This is a genomic window from Streptomyces spinosus, assembly GCF_020400655.1.
Taxonomy (GTDB): Bacteria; Actinomycetota; Actinomycetes; order Streptomycetales; family Streptomycetaceae; genus Streptomyces; species Streptomyces argyrophylli.
Genome location: NZ_JAINRC010000006.1, coordinates 299,401 through 318,019 on the forward strand (window position 1 = coordinate 299,401; position 18,619 = coordinate 318,019).

General features: G+C 74.1%; 12 protein-coding genes and 1 pseudogene. 8 read left to right on the plus strand and 5 right to left on the minus strand.

Features of this window, described 5'->3' with window-relative positions:
• The first annotated feature begins 16 nt into the window (after positions 1 to 16).
• The 6 genes from LG395_RS14285 to LG395_RS14310 all read left to right on the plus strand — a co-directional run bounded on the left by LG395_RS14285 (position 17) and on the right by LG395_RS14310 (position 10,211).
• Positions 17 to 1,288, plus strand: a complete 1,272-nt coding sequence (locus LG395_RS14285) for a glycoside hydrolase 5 family protein (RefSeq protein WP_225809767.1) — start codon at positions 17 to 19, stop codon at positions 1,286 to 1,288.
• Positions 1,289 to 1,354: 66 nt separating this feature from the next.
• Positions 1,355 to 4,375, plus strand: coding sequence for an alpha-mannosidase (locus LG395_RS14290; protein ID WP_225809769.1), 3,021 nt, complete (start codon positions 1,355 to 1,357; stop codon positions 4,373 to 4,375).
• Between the two features lie 271 nt (positions 4,376 to 4,646).
• Positions 4,647 to 5,900 (plus strand): ParA family protein, encoded by a 1,254-nt coding sequence (locus LG395_RS14295; RefSeq protein WP_225809771.1) that lies wholly within the window; start codon positions 4,647 to 4,649, stop codon positions 5,898 to 5,900.
• Positions 5,897 to 7,234 (plus strand): ParB/RepB/Spo0J family partition protein, encoded by a 1,338-nt coding sequence (locus tag LG395_RS14300; protein ID WP_225809773.1) that lies wholly within the window; start codon positions 5,897 to 5,899, stop codon positions 7,232 to 7,234. The genes LG395_RS14295 and LG395_RS14300 overlap by 4 nt, the downstream gene beginning before the upstream one ends.
• 510 nt (positions 7,235 to 7,744) lie before the next feature.
• A complete protein-coding gene (locus LG395_RS14305; RefSeq protein WP_225809775.1) occupies positions 7,745 to 8,659 on the plus strand; it encodes a phosphatase PAP2 family protein in 915 nt (304 codons plus the stop codon).
• A gap of 154 nt (positions 8,660 to 8,813) precedes the next feature.
• Positions 8,814 to 10,211, plus strand: coding sequence for a sensor histidine kinase (locus LG395_RS14310; protein WP_225809777.1), 1,398 nt, complete (start codon positions 8,814 to 8,816; stop codon positions 10,209 to 10,211).
• Between the two features lie 59 nt (positions 10,212 to 10,270).
• Here the strand turns inward: LG395_RS14310 and LG395_RS14315 are convergent, their stop codons facing one another.
• The 5 genes and pseudogenes from LG395_RS14315 to LG395_RS14335 form a co-directional block, all read right to left on the minus strand.
• Entirely contained in the window at positions 10,271 to 11,449 is a 1,179-nt protein-coding gene (locus LG395_RS14315) for a PAS domain-containing protein (RefSeq protein ID WP_225809779.1), read from the minus strand.
• 330 nt (positions 11,450 to 11,779) lie between these two features.
• Positions 11,780 to 12,529: pseudogene (locus LG395_RS14320) on the minus strand (ATP-dependent metallopeptidase FtsH/Yme1/Tma family protein); the annotation flags it as partial.
• Between the two features lie 337 nt (positions 12,530 to 12,866).
• Entirely contained in the window at positions 12,867 to 13,145 is a 279-nt protein-coding gene (locus LG395_RS14325) for a WhiB family transcriptional regulator (RefSeq protein WP_225809780.1), read from the minus strand.
• A gap of 89 nt (positions 13,146 to 13,234) precedes the next feature.
• Positions 13,235 to 13,639, minus strand: a complete 405-nt coding sequence (locus LG395_RS14330) for an SsgA family sporulation/cell division regulator (RefSeq protein WP_225809782.1) — start codon at positions 13,637 to 13,639, stop codon at positions 13,235 to 13,237.
• Between the two features lie 110 nt (positions 13,640 to 13,749).
• Positions 13,750 to 14,364: a hypothetical protein gene (locus LG395_RS14335; RefSeq protein ID WP_225809784.1), complete on the minus strand. Its 615-nt coding sequence runs from the start codon at positions 14,362 to 14,364 to the stop codon at positions 13,750 to 13,752.
• A 530-nt stretch (positions 14,365 to 14,894) separates the two neighbouring features.
• Between LG395_RS14335 and LG395_RS14340 the strand changes: the two genes are divergently transcribed.
• Both LG395_RS14340 and LG395_RS14345 read left to right on the plus strand, forming a co-directional pair.
• A complete protein-coding gene (locus tag LG395_RS14340; RefSeq protein WP_225809786.1) occupies positions 14,895 to 17,813 on the plus strand; it encodes a helix-turn-helix transcriptional regulator in 2,919 nt (972 codons plus the stop codon).
• 132 nt (positions 17,814 to 17,945) lie between these two features.
• A complete protein-coding gene (locus tag LG395_RS14345; RefSeq protein ID WP_225809788.1) occupies positions 17,946 to 18,605 on the plus strand; it encodes a response regulator transcription factor in 660 nt (219 codons plus the stop codon).
• The last annotated feature ends 14 nt before the right edge of the window (positions 18,606 to 18,619 follow it).

The window sequence follows — 18,619 nt, forward strand, 5'->3', positions numbered from 1 at the left end:
CAGCTCAAGGACATCCATGCCTCCTGCCGTGCGCTTCGGCGTCAACTACACCCCCAGCGAAGGATGGTTCCACCACTGGCTCGACTTCGACCTCGACTCCGTACGCGCCGACCTGGACTCGATCGCCGCGCTCGGTCTGGACCACGTCCGGGTCTTCCCGCTGTGGCCCTACTTCCAGCCGAACCGGGCCCTGATCCGGCCGCGCGCGGTGGAGCAGCTCGTGGCCCTCGCCGACGCCGCCGCCGAACGCGGCCTGGACGTCAACGTGGACGGGCTGCAGGGCCACCTGTCCAGCTTCGACTTCCTGCCCGCCTGGACGCGCACCTGGCACCGGCGCAATCTGTTCACCGACCCCGAGGTGATCGACGGACAGGCCGCCTACCTGCGCACCCTCGCCGCGGCCCTCGCCGACCGGCCCAACTTCATCGGCATGACCGTCGGCAACGAGGTCAACCAGTTCAGCGCCGGCCCCCACCCCGATCCGGACCGGGCCACACCCGGGCAGATCGACGCCTGGCTGGAGCGCATGCTCGCGGCCTGCGAGGAGGGGGCCCCCGGCCGGCTGCACCTGCACGCCGAGTACGACGCCACCTGGTACCAGCACGACATGCCGTTCACCCCGGCCCAGGCCGCCCGGTACGGCGGCGTCACGGCCGTGCACTCCTGGGTGTTCAACGGCACCGCCCAGCGCCACGGCCGTACCTCCGTGCCCAGCGAGCACCACGCCGCCTACCTGGTCGAGCTGAGCAAGGCCTGGGCGGACGACCCGCACCGGCCGGTGTGGCTCCAGGAGGTCGGCGCCCCCGCGCCCCTGGTGCCCGCCGAGCACGCCGCCGCCTTCGCCGAGGCGACCGTCGCCAACGTCCTGGACTGCCCCGGCCTGTGGGGCGTCACCTGGTGGTGCTCGCACGACGTCTCGCGCGGCCTGGCCGACTTCCCGGAGCTCGAGTACAGCCTCGGCCTGCTGACCAACGACCGGCGGCCGAAGGACATCGCGCGGGTGCTCGCCGACGCGGCGCGCCGGACCCACCCCACCCCGGCACCGCGCACGACCGCCCTCGTCGTGCCCGCCGATCCCGAGCGGCGTACGGCGCTCGCCCCGGGCGGAGACCTGTACGACGCCTTCTTCCGCCTGACCGCCGACGGGGCCAGGCCCACCACCGTCCTCGACGACCGCGCCGACGACGCGGACCATCTGCGGGCGCGTGGCATCACCGAGGTGGTCACGGCCGGGCAGGTGCTCCCGGCAGCGGGGACGGGCGCGGCTCGGGCGACCGCTGCCGAGTGACATCCCCGCACCCGTCACCCACCCTGGAAACCACCCTCCTGACGTACGACCTACGGAGCATCCCCCATGCATGACGACCGCACCCTGGTGGAAGCCCGCCTCAAGCGGGTCCTCGAAGAACGCATCCGCCCCGCCGTGTACCCCGAGTCCGTACCGCTTCAGGTGGCGGTGTGGCACGCGCCCGGCGAGCCGGTGCCGGTCGCTGAGGGACTGGCCGCCGAACCCGAGCCGATCGAGGTGGGTGCGCGGTGGGGTGCTCCGTGGGGCACCAGCTGGTTCCGGGTGACGGGTACCGTGCCCGAGAAGTGGGCCGGCCGGACCGTCGAGGCCCTGCTGGACCTCGGGTTCGACGAGAACATGCCCGGTTTCCAGTGCGAGGGCCTGGTCTACCGGCCCGACGGCACGCCGGTGAAGGGCCTGAACCCGCGCAACCAGTGGGTGCGGATCGGCGCGCCCGTGGCGGGCGGCGAGGAGGTGCGGCTGCACATCGAGGCCGCCTCGAACCCGGTCATCCTGGACTACCACCCCTTCCTGCCGACCCAGCTGGGCGACAAGGAGACCGCCGGCAGCGAGCCGCAGTACACCCTGACCCGCATGGACCTCGCCGTGTTCGACGAGACCGTGTGGCAGCTCGTGCTGGACCTGGAGGTGCTGGGCGAGCTGATGGCCGAGCTGCCGGTGGACTCCGCGCGCCGCTGGGACATCCTGCGCGCCGTGGACCGGGCGCTGGACGCGGTCGACCTCCAGGACGTGAACGGCACGGCGGGCCGGGCCCGGCAGCAGCTCACCGGCGTCCTGGCGGCCCCCGCCGTGCCGTCCGCGCACCGCATCAGCGCCGTCGGGCACGCGCACATCGACTCCGCCTGGCTGTGGCCGCTGCGGGAGACGGTGCGCAAGGTGGCCCGTACGACGTCCAACATGACCGCGCTGATCGAGGACGAGCCGGAGTTCGTCTTCGCCATGTCCCAGGCGCAGCAGTGGGCGTGGGTGAAGGAGCACCGGCCCGAGGTGTGGGCGCGGGTGAAGAAGGCCGTGGCGGAGGGTCGGTTCGTGCCGGCCGGCGGGATGTGGGTGGAGTCGGACACCAACATGCCCGGTTCGGAGGCGATGGCCCGGCAGTTCGTGCACGGCAAGCGGTTCTTCCTCGACGAGTTCGGCATCGAGAACGAGGAGGCCTGGCTGCCCGACACCTTCGGCTTCGCCGCGGGACTGCCGCAGATCATCAAGGCGGCCGGCTCCAAGTGGCTGCTGACCCAGAAGATCTCCTGGTCGCAGACGAACAAGTTCCCCCACCACACCTTCCAGTGGGAGGGCATCGACGGCACCCGGATCTTCACGCACTTCCCGCCCGTCGACACCTACAACTGCTCGATGAAGGGCAGTGAGATCGCGCACGCGGCGAAGAACTTCAAGGACAAGGGGCGGGCCCGGCACTCCCTCGCGCCCACGGGCTGGGGTGACGGAGGCGGCGGCACCACCCGCGAGATGGTCGCCAAGGCGGCCCGGCTGCGCGACCTCGAGGGCTCGGCGACCGTCGAGTGGGAGACCCCGCGCGCGTTCTTCGAGAAGGCCGAGGCCGAGTACCCCGAGCCGCCGGTCTGGGTGGGCGAGCTGTACCTCGAACTGCACCGCGCCACGCTGACCAGCCAGGCCAAGACCAAGCAGGGCAACCGGCGCAGCGAGCACCTGCTGCGCGAGGCGGAGCTGTGGGCTGCGACCGCGGCCGTGCGCACCGGGTTCCCGTACCCGTACGAGGAGCTGGACCGGATCTGGAAGACGGTGCTGCTGCACCAGTTCCACGACATCCTGCCCGGCTCGTCCATCGCGTGGGTGCACCGGGAGGCGCGGGCGACGTACGACCGGATCGCGGGTGAGCTGACCGCGATCATCGAGGGCGCCCAGCGTGCCCTGGCCGGCGAGGGCGGCACCGAGCTGGTCTTCAACGCGGCCCCGCATCCGCGTCACGGTGTGCCGGCCGGCGGCGCCGCCGCCCCGGCCGTGACCGGCGGCACCTCGCTCACGGCGCGCGAGGGCGGCGGGTTCACGCTGGACAACGGCCTGCTGCGGATCGAGGTCGACGCCCGGGGCCTGGTGGTGTCGGCGTACGACATCGCGGCGGGCCGGGAGACGGTCGCGCCGGGGCGGGCCGCCAACCTGCTCCAGCTGCATCCCGACTTCCCGAACATGTGGGACGCCTGGGACGTCGACGAGTTCTACCGCAACACCGTCACCGACCTCACCGACGCCGAGTCGGTGCTGCCGGGCGACGACGGGGCGTCGGTGCGGGTCGTCCGCGCCTTCGGCGAGTCCCGGGTCACCCAGGTGCTGTCCCTCGGCGCGGACGAACGGCGGCTGGTCATCGACACCGAGGTCGACTGGCACGAGACGGAGAAGTTCCTCAAGCTGGCCTTCCCGCTCGACCTGCACGCCGAACGGTACGCCTCCGAGACGCAGTTCGGGCACTTCCACCGGCCGACGCACACCAACACCTCGTGGGAGGCGGCCAAGTTCGAGGCGTGCAACCACCGCTTCGTCCACCTGGAGGAGCCCGGCTGGGGCGTCGCCGTCGTCAACGACTCGACGTACGGCCACGACGTGACCCGGACCGTGCGGTCCGACGGCGACCTCGGTACGACCACGACGGTCCGGGTGTCGTTGCTGCGCGCCCCGCGCTTCCCCGACCCCGAGACCGACCAGGGCGTCCACCGCTTCCGGCACGCGCTGGTGCCCGGCGCCGGTATCGGGGACGCGGTGCGCGAGGGCTGGCGCGTCAACCTGCCCGAACGGCGTCTGACCGGCGCCCGCGAGGTCGCCCCGCTGGTCACCGTGGACGACGACGCGGTCGTGGTCACGGCCGTGAAGCTCGCCGACGACGGCAGCGGGGACGTGGTGGTCCGCTTCCACGAGGCCCACGGCGGCCGGGCCCGGGCGACGCTCACGGCCGGCTTCGAGGTCGCGGAGGCGACGGTGACGGACCTGCTGGAGCGTCCGCTCGCCACAGCGGCCGCCCCGGAGCGGGACGGCGACCGGATCGCCGTGCGGCTGCGGCCGTTCGAGCTGGTCACGCTGCGGCTGCGGCGGGCCTGAGCGACGCGGCGCCGCCGCGGCCCGGACACGGGTCGCGGCCGGCGCCGCGGCCGGTGTCCGCGGGGTGCTGCTGCTCGTGGGTGACCCGCACGGCCGGGCGGCCCGGAACCGGAACCGATCCGACGAGTCGGCGAAATCCGTTACGCATGGGGGGAGATGACGCGCGAGCGGCGGTCCTGGCCGCCATGGCGGGCGGCACGGACCATCAGGCAGTCGGCTTAACTAACGTGTCGGCGACGCGAACGATCACGAGCGTTAGTAAGGTACCCCCATGAGTTCTCCAGCCTCCTCCGGCGACCGCGACAAGGTCGTCTCCAAGCTGCCGGGCCAGCTGCGGCAGGACCTGAAAGTCAGGGCCGCCCAGCACGGCATCGAGATCCAGGCCGCCGTCGAGCAGGGCATCAGGGACTGGTGCGCCCTCGCCTCGGCCACCGAACCCGTCGACACCGCGGGCGCCGACTCCTTCTCCACCTTCCTCCCGCCCGGACAGTGGGAGACGTTCCGCAAGGTGGCGGCGGACCGCAGCGTCTCCCTCATCCAGGGACTCGCCCAGTCCGTCAGGCTGTGGCTGGACTCCAACCCGGCGCCCGACGTCGAGCGGCCCAGCGTCACCCGCCGCATCATCGTCTGCAACCAGAAGGGCGGGGTGGGCAAGACCGCCATCACGGCCGGCGTCGGCGAGGCGCTCGCCGAGTCCCCCAACACCCTGCACGCCGTGCGCGTGTCGAAGGCGCTCGCCAAGGCCCTGCGGGCCAGCGACGCCGAGGAGGGCGAGGACGAGCCCCTGGAGATCGAGAACTTGCCCGGCCTCGGCATGCGGGTCCTGCTGGTGGACTTCGACCCCCAGTGCCACCTCACCAACCAGCTCGGCGCCGCCCCCCTTCCGATGAACGGTGACAGCCTCACCAACCACATGGCGGGCGACCCCAAGGGCGATCTGCGCGACCTCGTCGTGCCCATCGACGCGGAGACCTTCGGCGACCGTCTGCACCTGCTGCCCGCGTGCAACGACGCCTTCCTCCTCGACGTGCGGCTGTCCGCCGTACGCGCCCGGGAGGCCGCGCTGGAGCGGGCCCTCGCCCCGCTGGAGGCGGACTACGACGTCATCATCGTCGACTGCCCGCCCAGCCTGGGCCTCAGCATGGACGCCGCCGCGTACTACGGCAGGCGGCGCGACGGCGAGAAGCCCGGTCAGTCCGGTGCGCTCATCGTCGTGCAGGCCGAGGACAGTTCGGCCGACGCCTACGAACTGCTCACCACGCAGATCGACGACCTGCGCGACGACCTGCAGATCGACATCGACTACCTCGGTATCGTCGTCAACCTCTACGACTCGCGCCGCGGTTACATCGCCACCTCCTCGCTCCAGGGCTGGGTCGACATAAAGGACCCGAGGGTGGTGGGACTGATCGGCGACCTGAAGGAACAGAAGGAAGCGGTCCGCATGAAGCAGCCCCTGCTGTCCTACGCCCCCAAGTCGCAGCAGGCCATCGGGATGCGCGCACTGGCCCGGGAGATCTCATGAGCAAGGCCGACCAGCTGGGCGCCGGACGCTTCGGCGGCGCCCGGCCCGTCAGCGCACGCCGGCAGGCCGTGGCCGCCGCGACCGGCGTGCCGACCGAGGGCGTGGCCCCGCCCAATGAACTGCCCGTCCACCAGATCAGCCCCAACCCCGACAACCCGCGCTCGCAGCTGGGCGATCTGACCGACCTCGCGGGCAGCCTGAAGACCCACGGCCAGAAGCAGGCCATCACGGTCATGAACCGCGACGCCTACCTCGCGGCCAACCCGGACCGTGCGGGCGACCTGGAGCCCAACACCACCCACGTCGTCATCGACGGCAGCAGCCGCCTGGCCGCCGCCCGCGAAGCCGGCCTCGCCACCGTCAAGGTCATGGTGAGCGACGAACAGGGCAGCACCTCGGAGGAACTGCTCGAGTCCGCGCTGGTCGCCAACATCCACCGGCAGGACCTGGAGGAACTCGACGAGGCCCGGGCCCTGCAGCGGCTGCTCGCCATCCACGGCAGCCAGACGGCCCTGGCCAAGCGGCTGCACCGCTCCCAGGGCTGGGTGTCGCAACGGCTGGCGCTGCTCACGCTCACCCCCGAACTCCAGGCGAGGATCGGCCAGGAGCCCATCGACCTGCTGCGCGCCGTCGGCAACAAGCCGGCCGACCAGCAGATGGCGGCGCTGGAAGCGCTCAAGGCCGAACGCGCCCGCAAGGAGGCGGAGAAGGCGGCGCGCAAGGCCGCCCGCCAGGCGGAACCGGCGGCGGACTCCGGTGTGGTCGCGGACGGCCACCCGGCAGTACCGGACGCCGGACAGGTCACCGGGGCCGCGGCGCCGGCGGTGCGCGAGGAGCCGCCGACGGTACCGGTCCAGGCACCGCCGCCCCAGACGGCCACCGCCGAGACGGTCCAGGCTCCGCCGGCACCGGCGGGGACCGCCGAGACGGTCCGGGCGCCCCGGGCCGAGACGGCCACCGCCGACACCGTCCAGGCGCCGCCGGCACCGGCGGTCACCGTCGACACGGGCCGGGAGGCGGCCCGGTCCGAGGCGTCACCCGCCGTGCCCTCCCCGGTGCCGTCCAGGCCGGCGCCGCCCGTCGTCCCTCCGCGCACGGCCGCCGCCCCCTCCGACGGCGCCCCGCCCCCGGCCGCGAACGGGCAGACCGCGCGGACGCTGCCGTACGACGAGCCCGGCCCCCTCGCGATGCTGCTGGACCGGAAGATCGAGAACGACGACACGTTCTTCGGCCTCATCGACTTCCTGGGCGTCTGGGCACTCAAGCGCGACCCGGCCCGGCTGGGCGAGCTCGCGCAGCGCCTCGTCGACCAGGCCACCGCCCAGGTCGACTGAACCGGTGCGCCCCCGTCCGCCCGTGTGAGCCGGGCGGGGGACCGGCCTGTGCGGTGCGGACCCGGGGCCTTGTGACACCGGGTCCGCACCGCGGGGAAGGCGGCGCTCGGCCCCCGGGGGACGGGGCCGCCGCGCCACACGTGGTCCAACGTGGTCGGGTGCTTCGGACCGGACGCCTCCACTCTCGCGCCGCACGGCCTGTGACGCCATGGGGCACACCCCACGATCGCGGCGCCGACGGGATGAGGAAGTCCCTACAGGGCGGGCCCCGCCTGCCACTCCTGGGCGGACCCCGGCCGCCGGGTCATGTGCCTGGGAAGGCTACACATCGGGAAAGCCACACATCGCCCGCGACGGCCGAGGTGTGCGGCGGCACCTGTCCCGGCCTGTGTGACGAACCTCGTCCCGTGCGGCGGACAGGCATCGGCCGGCGTGTGCGGTCGGCGACTCCCCCGTAGCATCGGGAAGATGTCACGAACCGGAGGAAATGGTGTAGATCGGAGCTTCGGTGTGCGTGTGTCGGCGCGGCTGGCGGCGGCCGGATGTGTCTCGGCGGGCCTCGGCCTGCTGGTCTATGCCGGGTTCGTGCGCACGGCGGCGGGCCAGCGCTGGGAGAACGCGGTGCTGGCCGGGCGCGCGCGGGACGAGACACCGACCGCCGTGCACCAGGCGGACCGGGTCCTGGACCACATCACCGTGATGTCCCTGGGCAGCGCCGTGGGTGTGCTCGTCGTGATCGGGGTGGCACGCCGGCGCCCCGCCCTGACCGCGGTCGCCGTCGGCACCGTGGCCGGCTCGCTCGCGCTGTCCGAGGTGCTCAAGCGGCAGGTGCTCGGCCGGCCCGATCTCGTCGGCGCCCCGCCGCACCTGCTCCACAACAGCTTTCCCAGCGGGCACACCACCATCGCCATGAGCGTGCTGTCCGGGCTGACCCTGATCGTTCCGTACCGGCTGCGCGCCGCCGTCGTGGGCGTCTGCTCCCTGTGGGCCACCGGCGTGGGCGCCTACACGGTGGCGGCCGGGTGGCACCGTCCCAGCGACACGATCGGTGCCGACCTGCTGGTCCTCACCGTCGCCTGCGGCCTCACCGCGGTCCTGGCCCGCACCGGCCGGGTCCGGCCCGCCCCGGGGCACCGGCATCTGGTGGGGTCGCTGCTGGTGGTCGTACCGCTGGTGGGCGTGGCGGTGCTGGGGCTCGGCACCGGCGGGCTCCTGGCCGTGGGTGCCCTGTCCCACGCCGTGCCGGCCTGGTCCGGGCCCGGCCCCGCCTACACGGCCGGGCACGCGCTGGCCGCCGGCTTCAGCGCCGCGAGCACACTCGCCCTGCTCACCCTGCTCACCCTGCTCCGCCACTGCGACCTGGGACGTCCACGCGGATCGCGCGAGACGCGGAACGCCGGTCCGGCACACCGGCGCGCCCTGTGACACCCGGCCGAAGCGGCGCGAGGCCGACGGCACCGGGGCCAAACGGCGCGCGGGCGTGTGCCCGCGCCTGCCATGTGGACACGTCTTCTGCTCGCGTACGGATACATTGCACACTTCAGGTGTCTCGATCCCTCCACGGGCTGGCAGGCGGAACATGGGCACACGACAGCAGAAGACGGGCCGGCGGCTGGGGCTGACGAGCCTCACGGTCGCGGCGAGCGGCCTGCTCGCCTTGCTGATCGGTGTGGCGTTCGCCGTCCTGCTGTTCGCCATCTCCGACGCGAACAGCTCCGTCTCGGCCCGGCGCGCGTCCCGGACGGCCCTCGTGGAAGCCGGCGGCATGGAGCAGTTGCTCCTCGACCTCGAGACCGGACAGCGCGGTTATGTGATCACCAAGCGGGAGGAGTTCCTCCAGCCGTGGCAGGCGGCGCGCGAGGCGCTGCCCGCGGAGGAGCGACGGTTCACCGGCAGCGCCACCTCCCCGGAACAGCGGCGCACCGCCGAGCAGATCACACGCGGCGTGAAGTCCTTCCTGGACGACTACTCGCTCCCGCTGGTCGAGATGGTCAGGCGGGGTGACCCCACCGCCTCCAGCCTGAAGGAGACGGCCGAGGGCAAGCGCCGCGTCGACGTCCTGCGGGACCAGTTCGGCAGGTACATGACGGACGAGCGGGCCCAGCTCGCGGAACGCACGGACGCGGCGGGCACCAACAGCCGCCAGGCGGTGCTCGCCGCCGCCGTGGGACTCGCGGCCTCGACCGCGCTCGTGGCCGTCTTCACGGTGCTCCAGCACCGCGCGGTGGTGCGGCCGGTGCGCGGGGCGGCGGCCGCGGCGGAGGAACTCGCGGGCGGTGACCTCAGCGTGCGGATGCCGCCCAGCAAGGTGGCGGAGATCGGGGCACTGGGCACCTCCTTCAACTCCATGGCGGCGTCCCTCCAGGACAGCCGCAGACGCATCATGGAGAGCACCGAGGCCGTGCACCGGCGTACGGCCCGGGACCTGCACGACGGGGCACAGCAGCGTCTGGTGAGCCTGATGATCGGGCTGCGGCTGGCACGGGAGCTGGTACCGCGGACGCGGACGGACGTGATCGATCTGCTGGACCAGTCCATCGACAACGCCCAGACCGCGATCAACGAGCTGAGGGAGCTCGCCTCGGGCATCTACCCGCTCGTGCTCACGGTGAAGGGGCTGGTGGCCGCGGTGAAGGACCTGGCGTCCCGGTGCCCGGTACCCACCGTCGTCGAGAGCACGGACGAGCGGCGCATCTCCTCCACCGTCGAGTCCAACGCGTACTTCGTCGTGGCCGAGGCGGTGACGAACGCCGTCAAGCACGCCCGGGCGTCCCGGATCGACGTCACCCTGGAGTTCGGGGACCTGCTGCGGATCAAGGTCGCCGACGACGGGGTCGGTGGCGTGGACAAGGCCACCGCCGGAAACGGCATGAGCGGACTGGCGGACCGGGTGGCGGCCTTCGACGGGAAGCTGGCCATCGACTCCCCTCCCGGTGGCGGCACCACCATCCTGATCCAGATACCGATACCGGCCTGAACCGGCAGGTGTGCCGGCTCCGCGCGTGCACACGTGTGTCCGTGGGCGCGGTCACACGGTCAGAGCGGGACGACCGCCGTGACCGTGGTGCCGGCGCCGGGCGTGTGCCGCACGCGCAGGGTGCCGTCCAGACTCGCGGCCCGCTCCGTCAGGGCGGCCAGCGCCGCGAGGTCCGCCTCCCCGGCGGGCGGCGCCCCGTCGTCCACGACGGTGACCACGAGACTCGCCCCGCCGTCGGCGGTCACCCGGACGCGGCCGGCGCCGCCGTTCTCCACGGCTCGCTCGACGGCCTCCGCGACGAGGAGATACAGGTGTGACTCGACCAGCGGGGGCAGCCGCCCGGCCAGGGAACCCGAGACGGTCATCGGCACCGGGCTGCGCCCGGCGAGGGCGGCGAGCGCCGCGGGAAGTCCCCCGGCGCGCAGGGCCCCGGGGCTCAGCGCGTCGGTGACCTCCCGCACGCCGGCCAGGGCCTCCTGCGTGTCGCGCACCACGTCGTGGAGCAGGTCCGTTGCCCGGGCGGATGCCGCGCCCAGCTCCTGCCCGGCGAGGCTCAGGCCGAGCAGGGTCCGCACCAGACGCTCCTGGACCGCGTGCTGGAGGGTCCGGGCGTACTGGCGCTGCCGTTCCACCTGCCGGTGCGCAAGGAGCGGGAAGGGCGGCCCTCCGTTCCGTAGGGCGTGCCCGGCGCGGGCCGGCTCGCCGAGGGGCAGGAAGACGTACAGGGCGGCGTCGCCACCGGGCCGGGACAGCGGCACCAGGGTCCACTCGACCGGCAGAAGGGAGCCGTCGGCCCGGGTGAGCGTGCCCCGACCGCTCACGCCGCCGGTCCGCCCGTCGGTCTCCGGCTCCCCGGAGCCGGGCGCCGGACCGCCGCCGCTGCCGGCGCCGGACAGACCGGACGGACGGCGCTCAGTACCCGGAAGGCCGGACGGCCGGCCGGCCGCGCCCAGCGGGTCGGGCGCCGGGCCGTCGATGCCCGGCGGGCCGAACGGACGGCGCTCAGTACCCGGAAGGCCGGACGGCCGGCCATCAGCGCCCGGCATGTCGAACGGAGCGGTGCCCGAACGGCCGGACGGGCGGCCGTCCGTGCCCAGCAGCTCGGACGGGTGGTCGTATCCCATCGCCTCGGCGGCCGCGGGGTTCGCGTAGCGCACCGAGTGATCGGCGTCCACGGCCCAGACCGGCTGCCGTATGACGTCAAAGACGCTTTCCAGCTCATCGGCGATCGACGTCATCGCGCTCGTTCCTTCCCCCAGGGCTCGGCACCCCGCCCTCACGGCGTCGAGAAGCGACGCCCGCGGACGGCGGCCGCCGCACGTCCCCACGCGAGGCGGACCCGCGCACCTGACTGCGCCGGCGCCGCTGGCGTCGACTCTCACAGACACACCAGGTCGACGCATCCGTCATTTGACTTGGAAGCCGCTGGGTATGAGGTGCGCGGTGCCGGCAAGTCGTGTCCCGCCCGCCGGCGGCGCACACCCGGCGCCGGTACGTCACGGTGCCGGAGGGGGCGGTCCGCCCGCGCGCGGCTGGTCGGCCGAGCCGCCGCCGGCGGGCCGAATCGCTCAGGCCTCCCGTCCGCCGGCGGCGGGTGTGACGCCCGCGACGCGGTAGGCCTCCGCCTCGTCCAGCGTCTCGTGCTCCAGGAGGGCGGCGGCCAGACCGTCCAGGCGGTGACGGTTCTCCTCCAGGGTGCGGCACGCCTCGGCGTAGCACTCCTCGACGATCCGGCGCGTCTCGCCGTCGACCAGGTCGAGGGTGCGCGGGGCGGCGGACATCCCGTAGGGCTGCTGACCGTCCTCGCGCAGCACCGACAGGTGTCCCACCCGGTCGCTCATCCCCCACCGCGCCACCATCCCGCGGGCGATCCCGGTGACGTGTTCGAGGTCGTTCTCGGCGCCGGTGGTGATCACTCCGAACACGACCCGCTCGGCCGCCATGCCGCCGAGGGCCCCGATGATCCGGCCGCGCAGGTACTCCTCCGTGTACGCGTACCTGTCGGCGTCCGGTGTCGACAGGGTGACTCCCAGCGCCCGGCCCCGCGGCACGATGGTGATCTTCCGGACCGGGTCGGCGCCGGGCTGCAGCATGCCGAGCAGGGCGTGGCCGCTCTCGTGGTAGGCGGTGCGCCGGCGCTCCTGCTCGGGCATCACCAGCGGGCGCTGCGCACCGAGTTGCACCTTCTCCAGCGCGTCGGACAGATCGTGCCCGGTCACCCGGTCCCGGTCGCGTTTGACCGCGAGCAGCGCGGCCTCGTTGGCGAGGTTGGCCAGTTCGGCGCCGGTCATGCCCGGGGTCGTACGGGCGACCTGGGCCGGTGGTGCGTGGGTGCCGCGGAGCGGTGCGTGTGGTGGTACCGCCGTGGCGGTGGGGTCACGGGAGGCGGTTGGCCCGCCCGACGGGACAACAGGCCGAGGACCAGGGCGAGCGCGCCGAGGACCACGCCGTCCGCGGCGGCGGCGTGTCCCGGGTCCCGTCTCGTCTGGGTCATGCCGGGCTGGTCATGCCGGGCTCGCGATCCGGCCTGATCCAACCGAAGGACCCCAGGGCCTTTCGCAGGAGCCGGCCACCGGCCGTGGCGGACGCGGGTTCCTGGTCGGCCTGTTCTACGCCGTGTCGCCGTGGGTGCCGGGCTTCGCCGCTGCCCAGGTCCTAGGCCGCCCCCGCGGTGCCCGTGTCGAACCGGCGGCGGTCCGCGTCCGACATCCCGCCCCAGATCCCGTAGTCCTCCCCGTGCCTCAGGGCCGTGGCCGCGCAGATGTCGGCGACCTCGCACCGGCCGCAGATGCGCCGGGCCCGCTCCTCCCGGTCGCGGCGCGCCCGCCCCCGCTCCCCCGGAGGGGAGAAGAAGGTGGAGCTGCTCATGCCGCGGCAGGCGGCGCTCTGCTGCCACTGCCAGTCGCTGAGGAGGGGTCGCGGGTTGCTTCGCATGGTCTTCCTTCCGAGAGGGGTGTGTGAAGGTCCTGCGGGACACGTGTCCCGCCTCCGCTCGCTCGCGCCGTGCCGGAGGTGGGCGCGTCTCACTCCGCCAGCTGGACCAGCTCGTCCCAGTCGACCCCGTCCAGCTCGGCCCCGCGCGGGACCGCGGTGTAGGTCCCGGCGAGCCATGTCGTGACCGGTTCGGCGGGGATCTCGAAGAGTGCCGTACGGGCGCCTCCCACCCGCAGGCAGAAGGAGGACGCCTCACCGTCGAGGTCGCACACGGGCCACAGCGCCACGTCGCCCTCGCCCACCCGGGCGGACAGGCCGTCGGCCAGCAGGTCGCGGGCGAAGATCCAGCGCACCGGCCGCTCGCCGTCGGCGTCGAGGACGACGGTGACGGCCAGCGGGTCGTGGGTGTCGTAGGAGATCTCGGAGTTCAGCGTGAGGGTGAGGTCCGAGGTCACCCAGTGCGTGACCTCCAGGGAGAGCCGGCACTTCTTCATGGTCGCCTCCTCGGGGCTCGGCCGGTCGACCGGCCTGGAAACGTGGGTTGTCGTGTGCGTGGGGTCCCGGCGCGCGGCGGTCGAGTGCGCCGCCCCGGCCGGGGTGTGCCTCAGTCGATCGCGCGCAGGGTGCGGGGGTGCCGCCGTGCGGCGGCGAACGCCTCGAACGCGCCGGTGGCCATCAGTACGGAGCCGCCGACGTCGGCCAGCTGCCCCAGGGACGAGAAGGGGAAGGCGGTCATGAACAGACCCGCCGAGACGATCACCGCGTTCAGTACGTCGTCGTAGACGAAGACGTGACTCACGGAGGCCGAGGTGGCCGAGACCGCCATGGTGAGTCCCCGCAGCAGCCAGCCGCAGCCGGTCCACAGCCCGAGCAGGAACACGGTGTCGGCCCGGCCCAGGAGGAGGACCGCGCCGAGCAGCAGGGCGGCGAGCCCACCGGCGGCCAGCATCCAGCGGACCGCCGCCGACGCCTTCGACTGGTGGACCGCGAGCAGTTGCAGGATCCCCTGGACGGCCAGGTGCACCCCGAAGAGCGCCCCGGCCCGTGTCACCGTACCGACGGGCGCGACGATCAGTACGCCCCCGACGGCGGCCGAGACCAGTGAGCCGGCCAGCATCGCCTTCCGGGTGAGGACACCGCCCGGTCCGGCGACCATCCGGACGCCGGTGCTGCCCAGGGGGTGACGGACCCCGGCCCGAAGGGTGTCCAGCTGTGCCATGCCCAGTTCCCGTTCGTCAGCCGCAGGCGTCCGGTGCACTGCGGGCCTTCTTGTTCCGTCGGTCAAACGTGTCCGATCCGGTGGGCCGGCCGGTGTGGAGCGACCCCCGGACACAAGCGTCAGTCTCGGAACCGGGCCGCATCCGGGTCTGTCGTGTGCTCCCTCCGCCTTCCTGGGGACTGCCCCGCGCCTGTGTAGGGCCCACCCCACACCGCGGCCGGCACCGGCCCTGTGACGTGCGGCGGAGCGGTCGCGCCTGCCGAGCCTGGGCGGCCGGTTCCGGGACGGCACGCGTGCGGACGTCGGGTTGTCCCCACATCGCCCGTGGAGTGCGCCCCCCGGCGCCTCTCAGGTGTGCTTGACAGCCACCGGAGGTGACGACGGCACATCCTGTGGCGGAACCGAGGACACACCACGTGTGCGGGCCGTCGACGGGACGCGGCCGGCCGCTGCCGGACCGGCCGGGCTCGCGGCCGTGCCGCACAGCCGGGGGCACCGGCCGCGTGGCACACGGACCACTGGAGGCTGCCTTGATCCAGGCGACTGACATCCCGCCGAGAACGGACGGCGCCGCCGTCCCCGTGCCCGCGGCGGTGACGCGCGGGCACGGGCGGCAGCGGGACCAGCTCCTTCAGCGGGTGCTGCGGCTCCTCCACCGTGACGAGGGCGGGGTGCTGTGGGTCGAGGGGCCCGCCGGCGCCGGGAAGTCCCGCCTGCTCGCCTTCGCCGCCGAGGAGGCGGCGCCCGCCGGGGCCCTCACCCTGACCTGCGGCGGAGTCGCCGGGCACGGCATGCCACCGCTGGCCCCCCTGCTGGACGCCCTCGCGTCGCCGCCGGCCGCGCGGAGCGGGGAGCCCGGCACTCCCCCGCCCCGAGAGCCCGGTACCGCGCGCCGCGAACCGGGGTGGTCGTACGCCGGGCCGGGGTCGCCGTACCCGGAGGCCGGTTCTCCGTCGCAGTCGACGCGGCGAGTGGAGGACGGGCTGCGGGACCTCGCCCGCGACCGGCCGCTTCTCGTCGTCCTGGACGACGTGCAGCACTGCGACGAGCCGACCCTGCTCGCGGTCCGCAGGCTCACCGCACGGCTCGCCGGGCTGCCGCTGCTGTGGGTGCTCGCCGCGCGGTCCCACCTCGACGCTCCGGCCGTGGAGTCGTTGCGGCGCGATCTGCTCGCCGAGGGGGCGGTCCCCCTCGACGTCGGGCCCCTGGAACCGGATGCCGTACGGCTGCTGGTCCGGGACCTGCTGGGGCCGCGGGCCGCGCAGGCGGATCCGTACCTGCCCCTCGTCGGCGGCCTGCCCGGCGCCGTCAGGCAGCTGTGCGGCCTGCTCGCCGCGCGGACCGGGACCGCCGGCGGTGCCCGTGCCGGCGAGGACCCGGTGGCCGGGGCCGTCGCCGCCCGCAGGCTCGACCAGTTGACGCAGCCCGCGAGGGAGCTGGTGCTGATCGCCTCCGCGCTGGGCGACAGCCTCACCGTCCGGCACCTGTCCCGGGTGCTCGGCCGCGGCGAGCCCGCCCTGCTGCGCCCCCTGCGCGAGGTGCTGACGGCGGGACTGATGCGGGCCGGGCAGCAGCACCTGTCGTTCGCGCACCCGTCGGTGCGGGACGCCGTCGTCGCCACCCTGCCGCCGCCCGTACGGTTGTCGGTGCGCCGGCGCTCGGTCGACCTGCGGCTCGCGGACGGCACACCCCCGGCGGCGCTCGCCGCGGAGATCGCCGAACTGGCCGAGCCCGGCGACGAGCACGCGATCCGCGTCCTGGAGGCCGCCGCGCGGGAACTGGCGCCCCACTCGCCCGCGACGGCGGCGGCACACCTGCGCCGCGCGGTGGAGCTGAGCCGGGACGCGGCGCCCCGGCGGATGCGGCTGGCGGCGCGGCTGGTTCCGCTGCTGTGGGAGACCGGTGACGCCGCCGAGGCCCGCGCCCTGGCCCGTGAGGTGGTCCAGGTGCCGCCGGACGCGGCCACCCACGCGCGGGTGTGCCTGGAACTGACCCGGATGGGCGGCCCGTTCCCGGTGGCGCAGGCCGAGGCGCATCTGCGCCGGGCCCTGGCCCACCGCGGCGTGCCGCAGCAGGTGAAGGACCAGTTGGTGTCGACGACGCTGCTGAACCGTCTGCTGGCGGGCGAGGCCGAGGAGGCCGGCGGAGCCCTGGCCGGGTCCCTGACGCACGCCCGGGGCACACACCCGCTCAACGACCTGACACAGCGCACCCTCCGCTCGATGAGCGCCTGCCACCGGCAGCGGTGGGCCGAGGCGCTCGGACACAGCGAGTCGGTGCCGGCGAAGGCCGCCGAGCTGGACCCGGCGTACGGGGCCGCCCTCCCCGAAGTGGTCCTGTCGACGGTCTGGCGGGCCGCGCTGCTGGGCCTGGCCGGCGACGGCACGGCCGCTGCCGACCTGGTGGAAGGAGGGCTGACGGACGCGGAGCAGCGGGGCCGGCGGGCGTACCTGCCGCTGTGGCGCACCGCGCGGGCCCGGCTGCTGCTGGACGGCGGCCGGCTGCCGGAGGCGGCACGCGAACTCGCGGCGGCCGGAGCCGGACCGCACGGTCCGGGGACGTCCGCGGCGAGCGGGGCCGCCGTGGTGTGCGCCCGCGCCCGGATCGCCTTCCACACCGGGGACGACGCCGCGCTGGAGGCGTGCGCGGCCCTGGCGGAGACCTATCTGGAGGGTGGGGACCGGCAGTCGCACAGGGCCGGCGCGTGGATCACGGTCCTGACCGCCCTGTACCGGGACGAGCCCTTGACCCGTGACCTGTTGGGCGCGGCGGCCGACCACCTGCGCCGCGGCTTCCTCCACGCGACGTGCGTCGACGCGGGGGACGTGGTGCTGCTGGTGGCGGCCGCGCTGGCCTCGGGGCAGCGTGACGTGGCCGCGGCGGCGGTGGAGTTCGCCGAGGACCGGGCCCGGCTCAACCCCGGCCTGCCGCTGTTCGCGGGCGCCGCCGCGCACGCCCGGGGCCTGTTCGCCCGGGACGCGGACCTGCTCGCCGGGGCTGCGGAACTCCAGGGGAGCGCGCGCCCGCTGCTGCGGGCCCGCGCCCTGGAGGACGCCGGGGTGTGCGCCGCCGCGGCCGACGCCGGCACGGCCCGGTCCCGCTTCGAGGAGGCGCTGGGGATCTACACCGGGTGCGGGGCGGCGCGCGACGCGCGGCGGGTGCACGGCAGGCTCCGCAAGCTCGGCATCCGGCCCGCCGGCATGGCGGGCGCCGCGGTCCTGGCCGCCCCGGAACCGGAATGGCGCGGGCTGACCCGGTCGGAACTCGGCGTCGTGCGGCTGATCGCCCACGGTGCCACCAACCGCGAGGCGGCGGAACGGCTGTTCCTGTCCCCGCACACCGTCAACACACACCTGCGGCACGCCTTCGAGAAGCTCGGCGTGCGCTCCCGGGTCCAGCTGGCCCGCCTGTACGCGCGCGAGGTCGATTCCGCCCCGGTCTCCGTGTAAGCGGCGGCGCCGTCCAGGCCGCCCATCCTGGCGCTACCGCCCCGGCGCCACGCGAACCGGCGGCGTGCGGGGCGGCTTTCCCTCTCCTCCCTCGTCAACTCGACACGACACACCGCAGGCTAGGATTCCGCCATGAGTCAACCACTGCGGGCGGTGCTGGGAGAAGACCAGCCGATCGTACGCGAGGGCATCGCGACCATCCTGCGGCACGCGGGCATCGACGTCGTCGCGTCCGTCGACAACGCGGTGGATCTCGTCCGCGTCGCCGAGGAGCACCGGCCCGACGTGGTGATCACCGACATCCGGATGCCGCCGGCCCTGGAGGCCGACGGCCTGGACGCCGTACGCAAGATCCGCGCGGCACGGCCGGAGACCGCCGTGATCGTCCTCTCGCAGTTCCTCGACGCCTCCTACGCGCTCGACCTGGTCGGGGACGATCCGAGCGGGGTGGGCTACCTGCTGAAGGAGAAGGTGGCCAGTCCCCAGATCCTCATAGACGCCGTCGAGCGGGTCGTGGCCCGCGACTCGGCCCTCGACCCGGACGTCATCTCGGCCCTGCTGGGGCGCAAGCGCCCGGAGGACCCGCTGGCGGCGCTGACGCCGAAGGAGCGGGAGGTCCTGTCCCTCATGGCGGAGGGCCATTCCAACACCGGTATCTCCGAGAAGCTCTTCGTGAGCGTCGCCGCCGTGGAGCGGCACGTGACCGGCATCTTCATGAAACTGGGGCTCAGCCAGGCGGCTTCCGGGCAGCACCGGCGCGTGCTGGCGGTGCTGCGCTACCTCGGACAGTGACGAGGGGGCCGGCG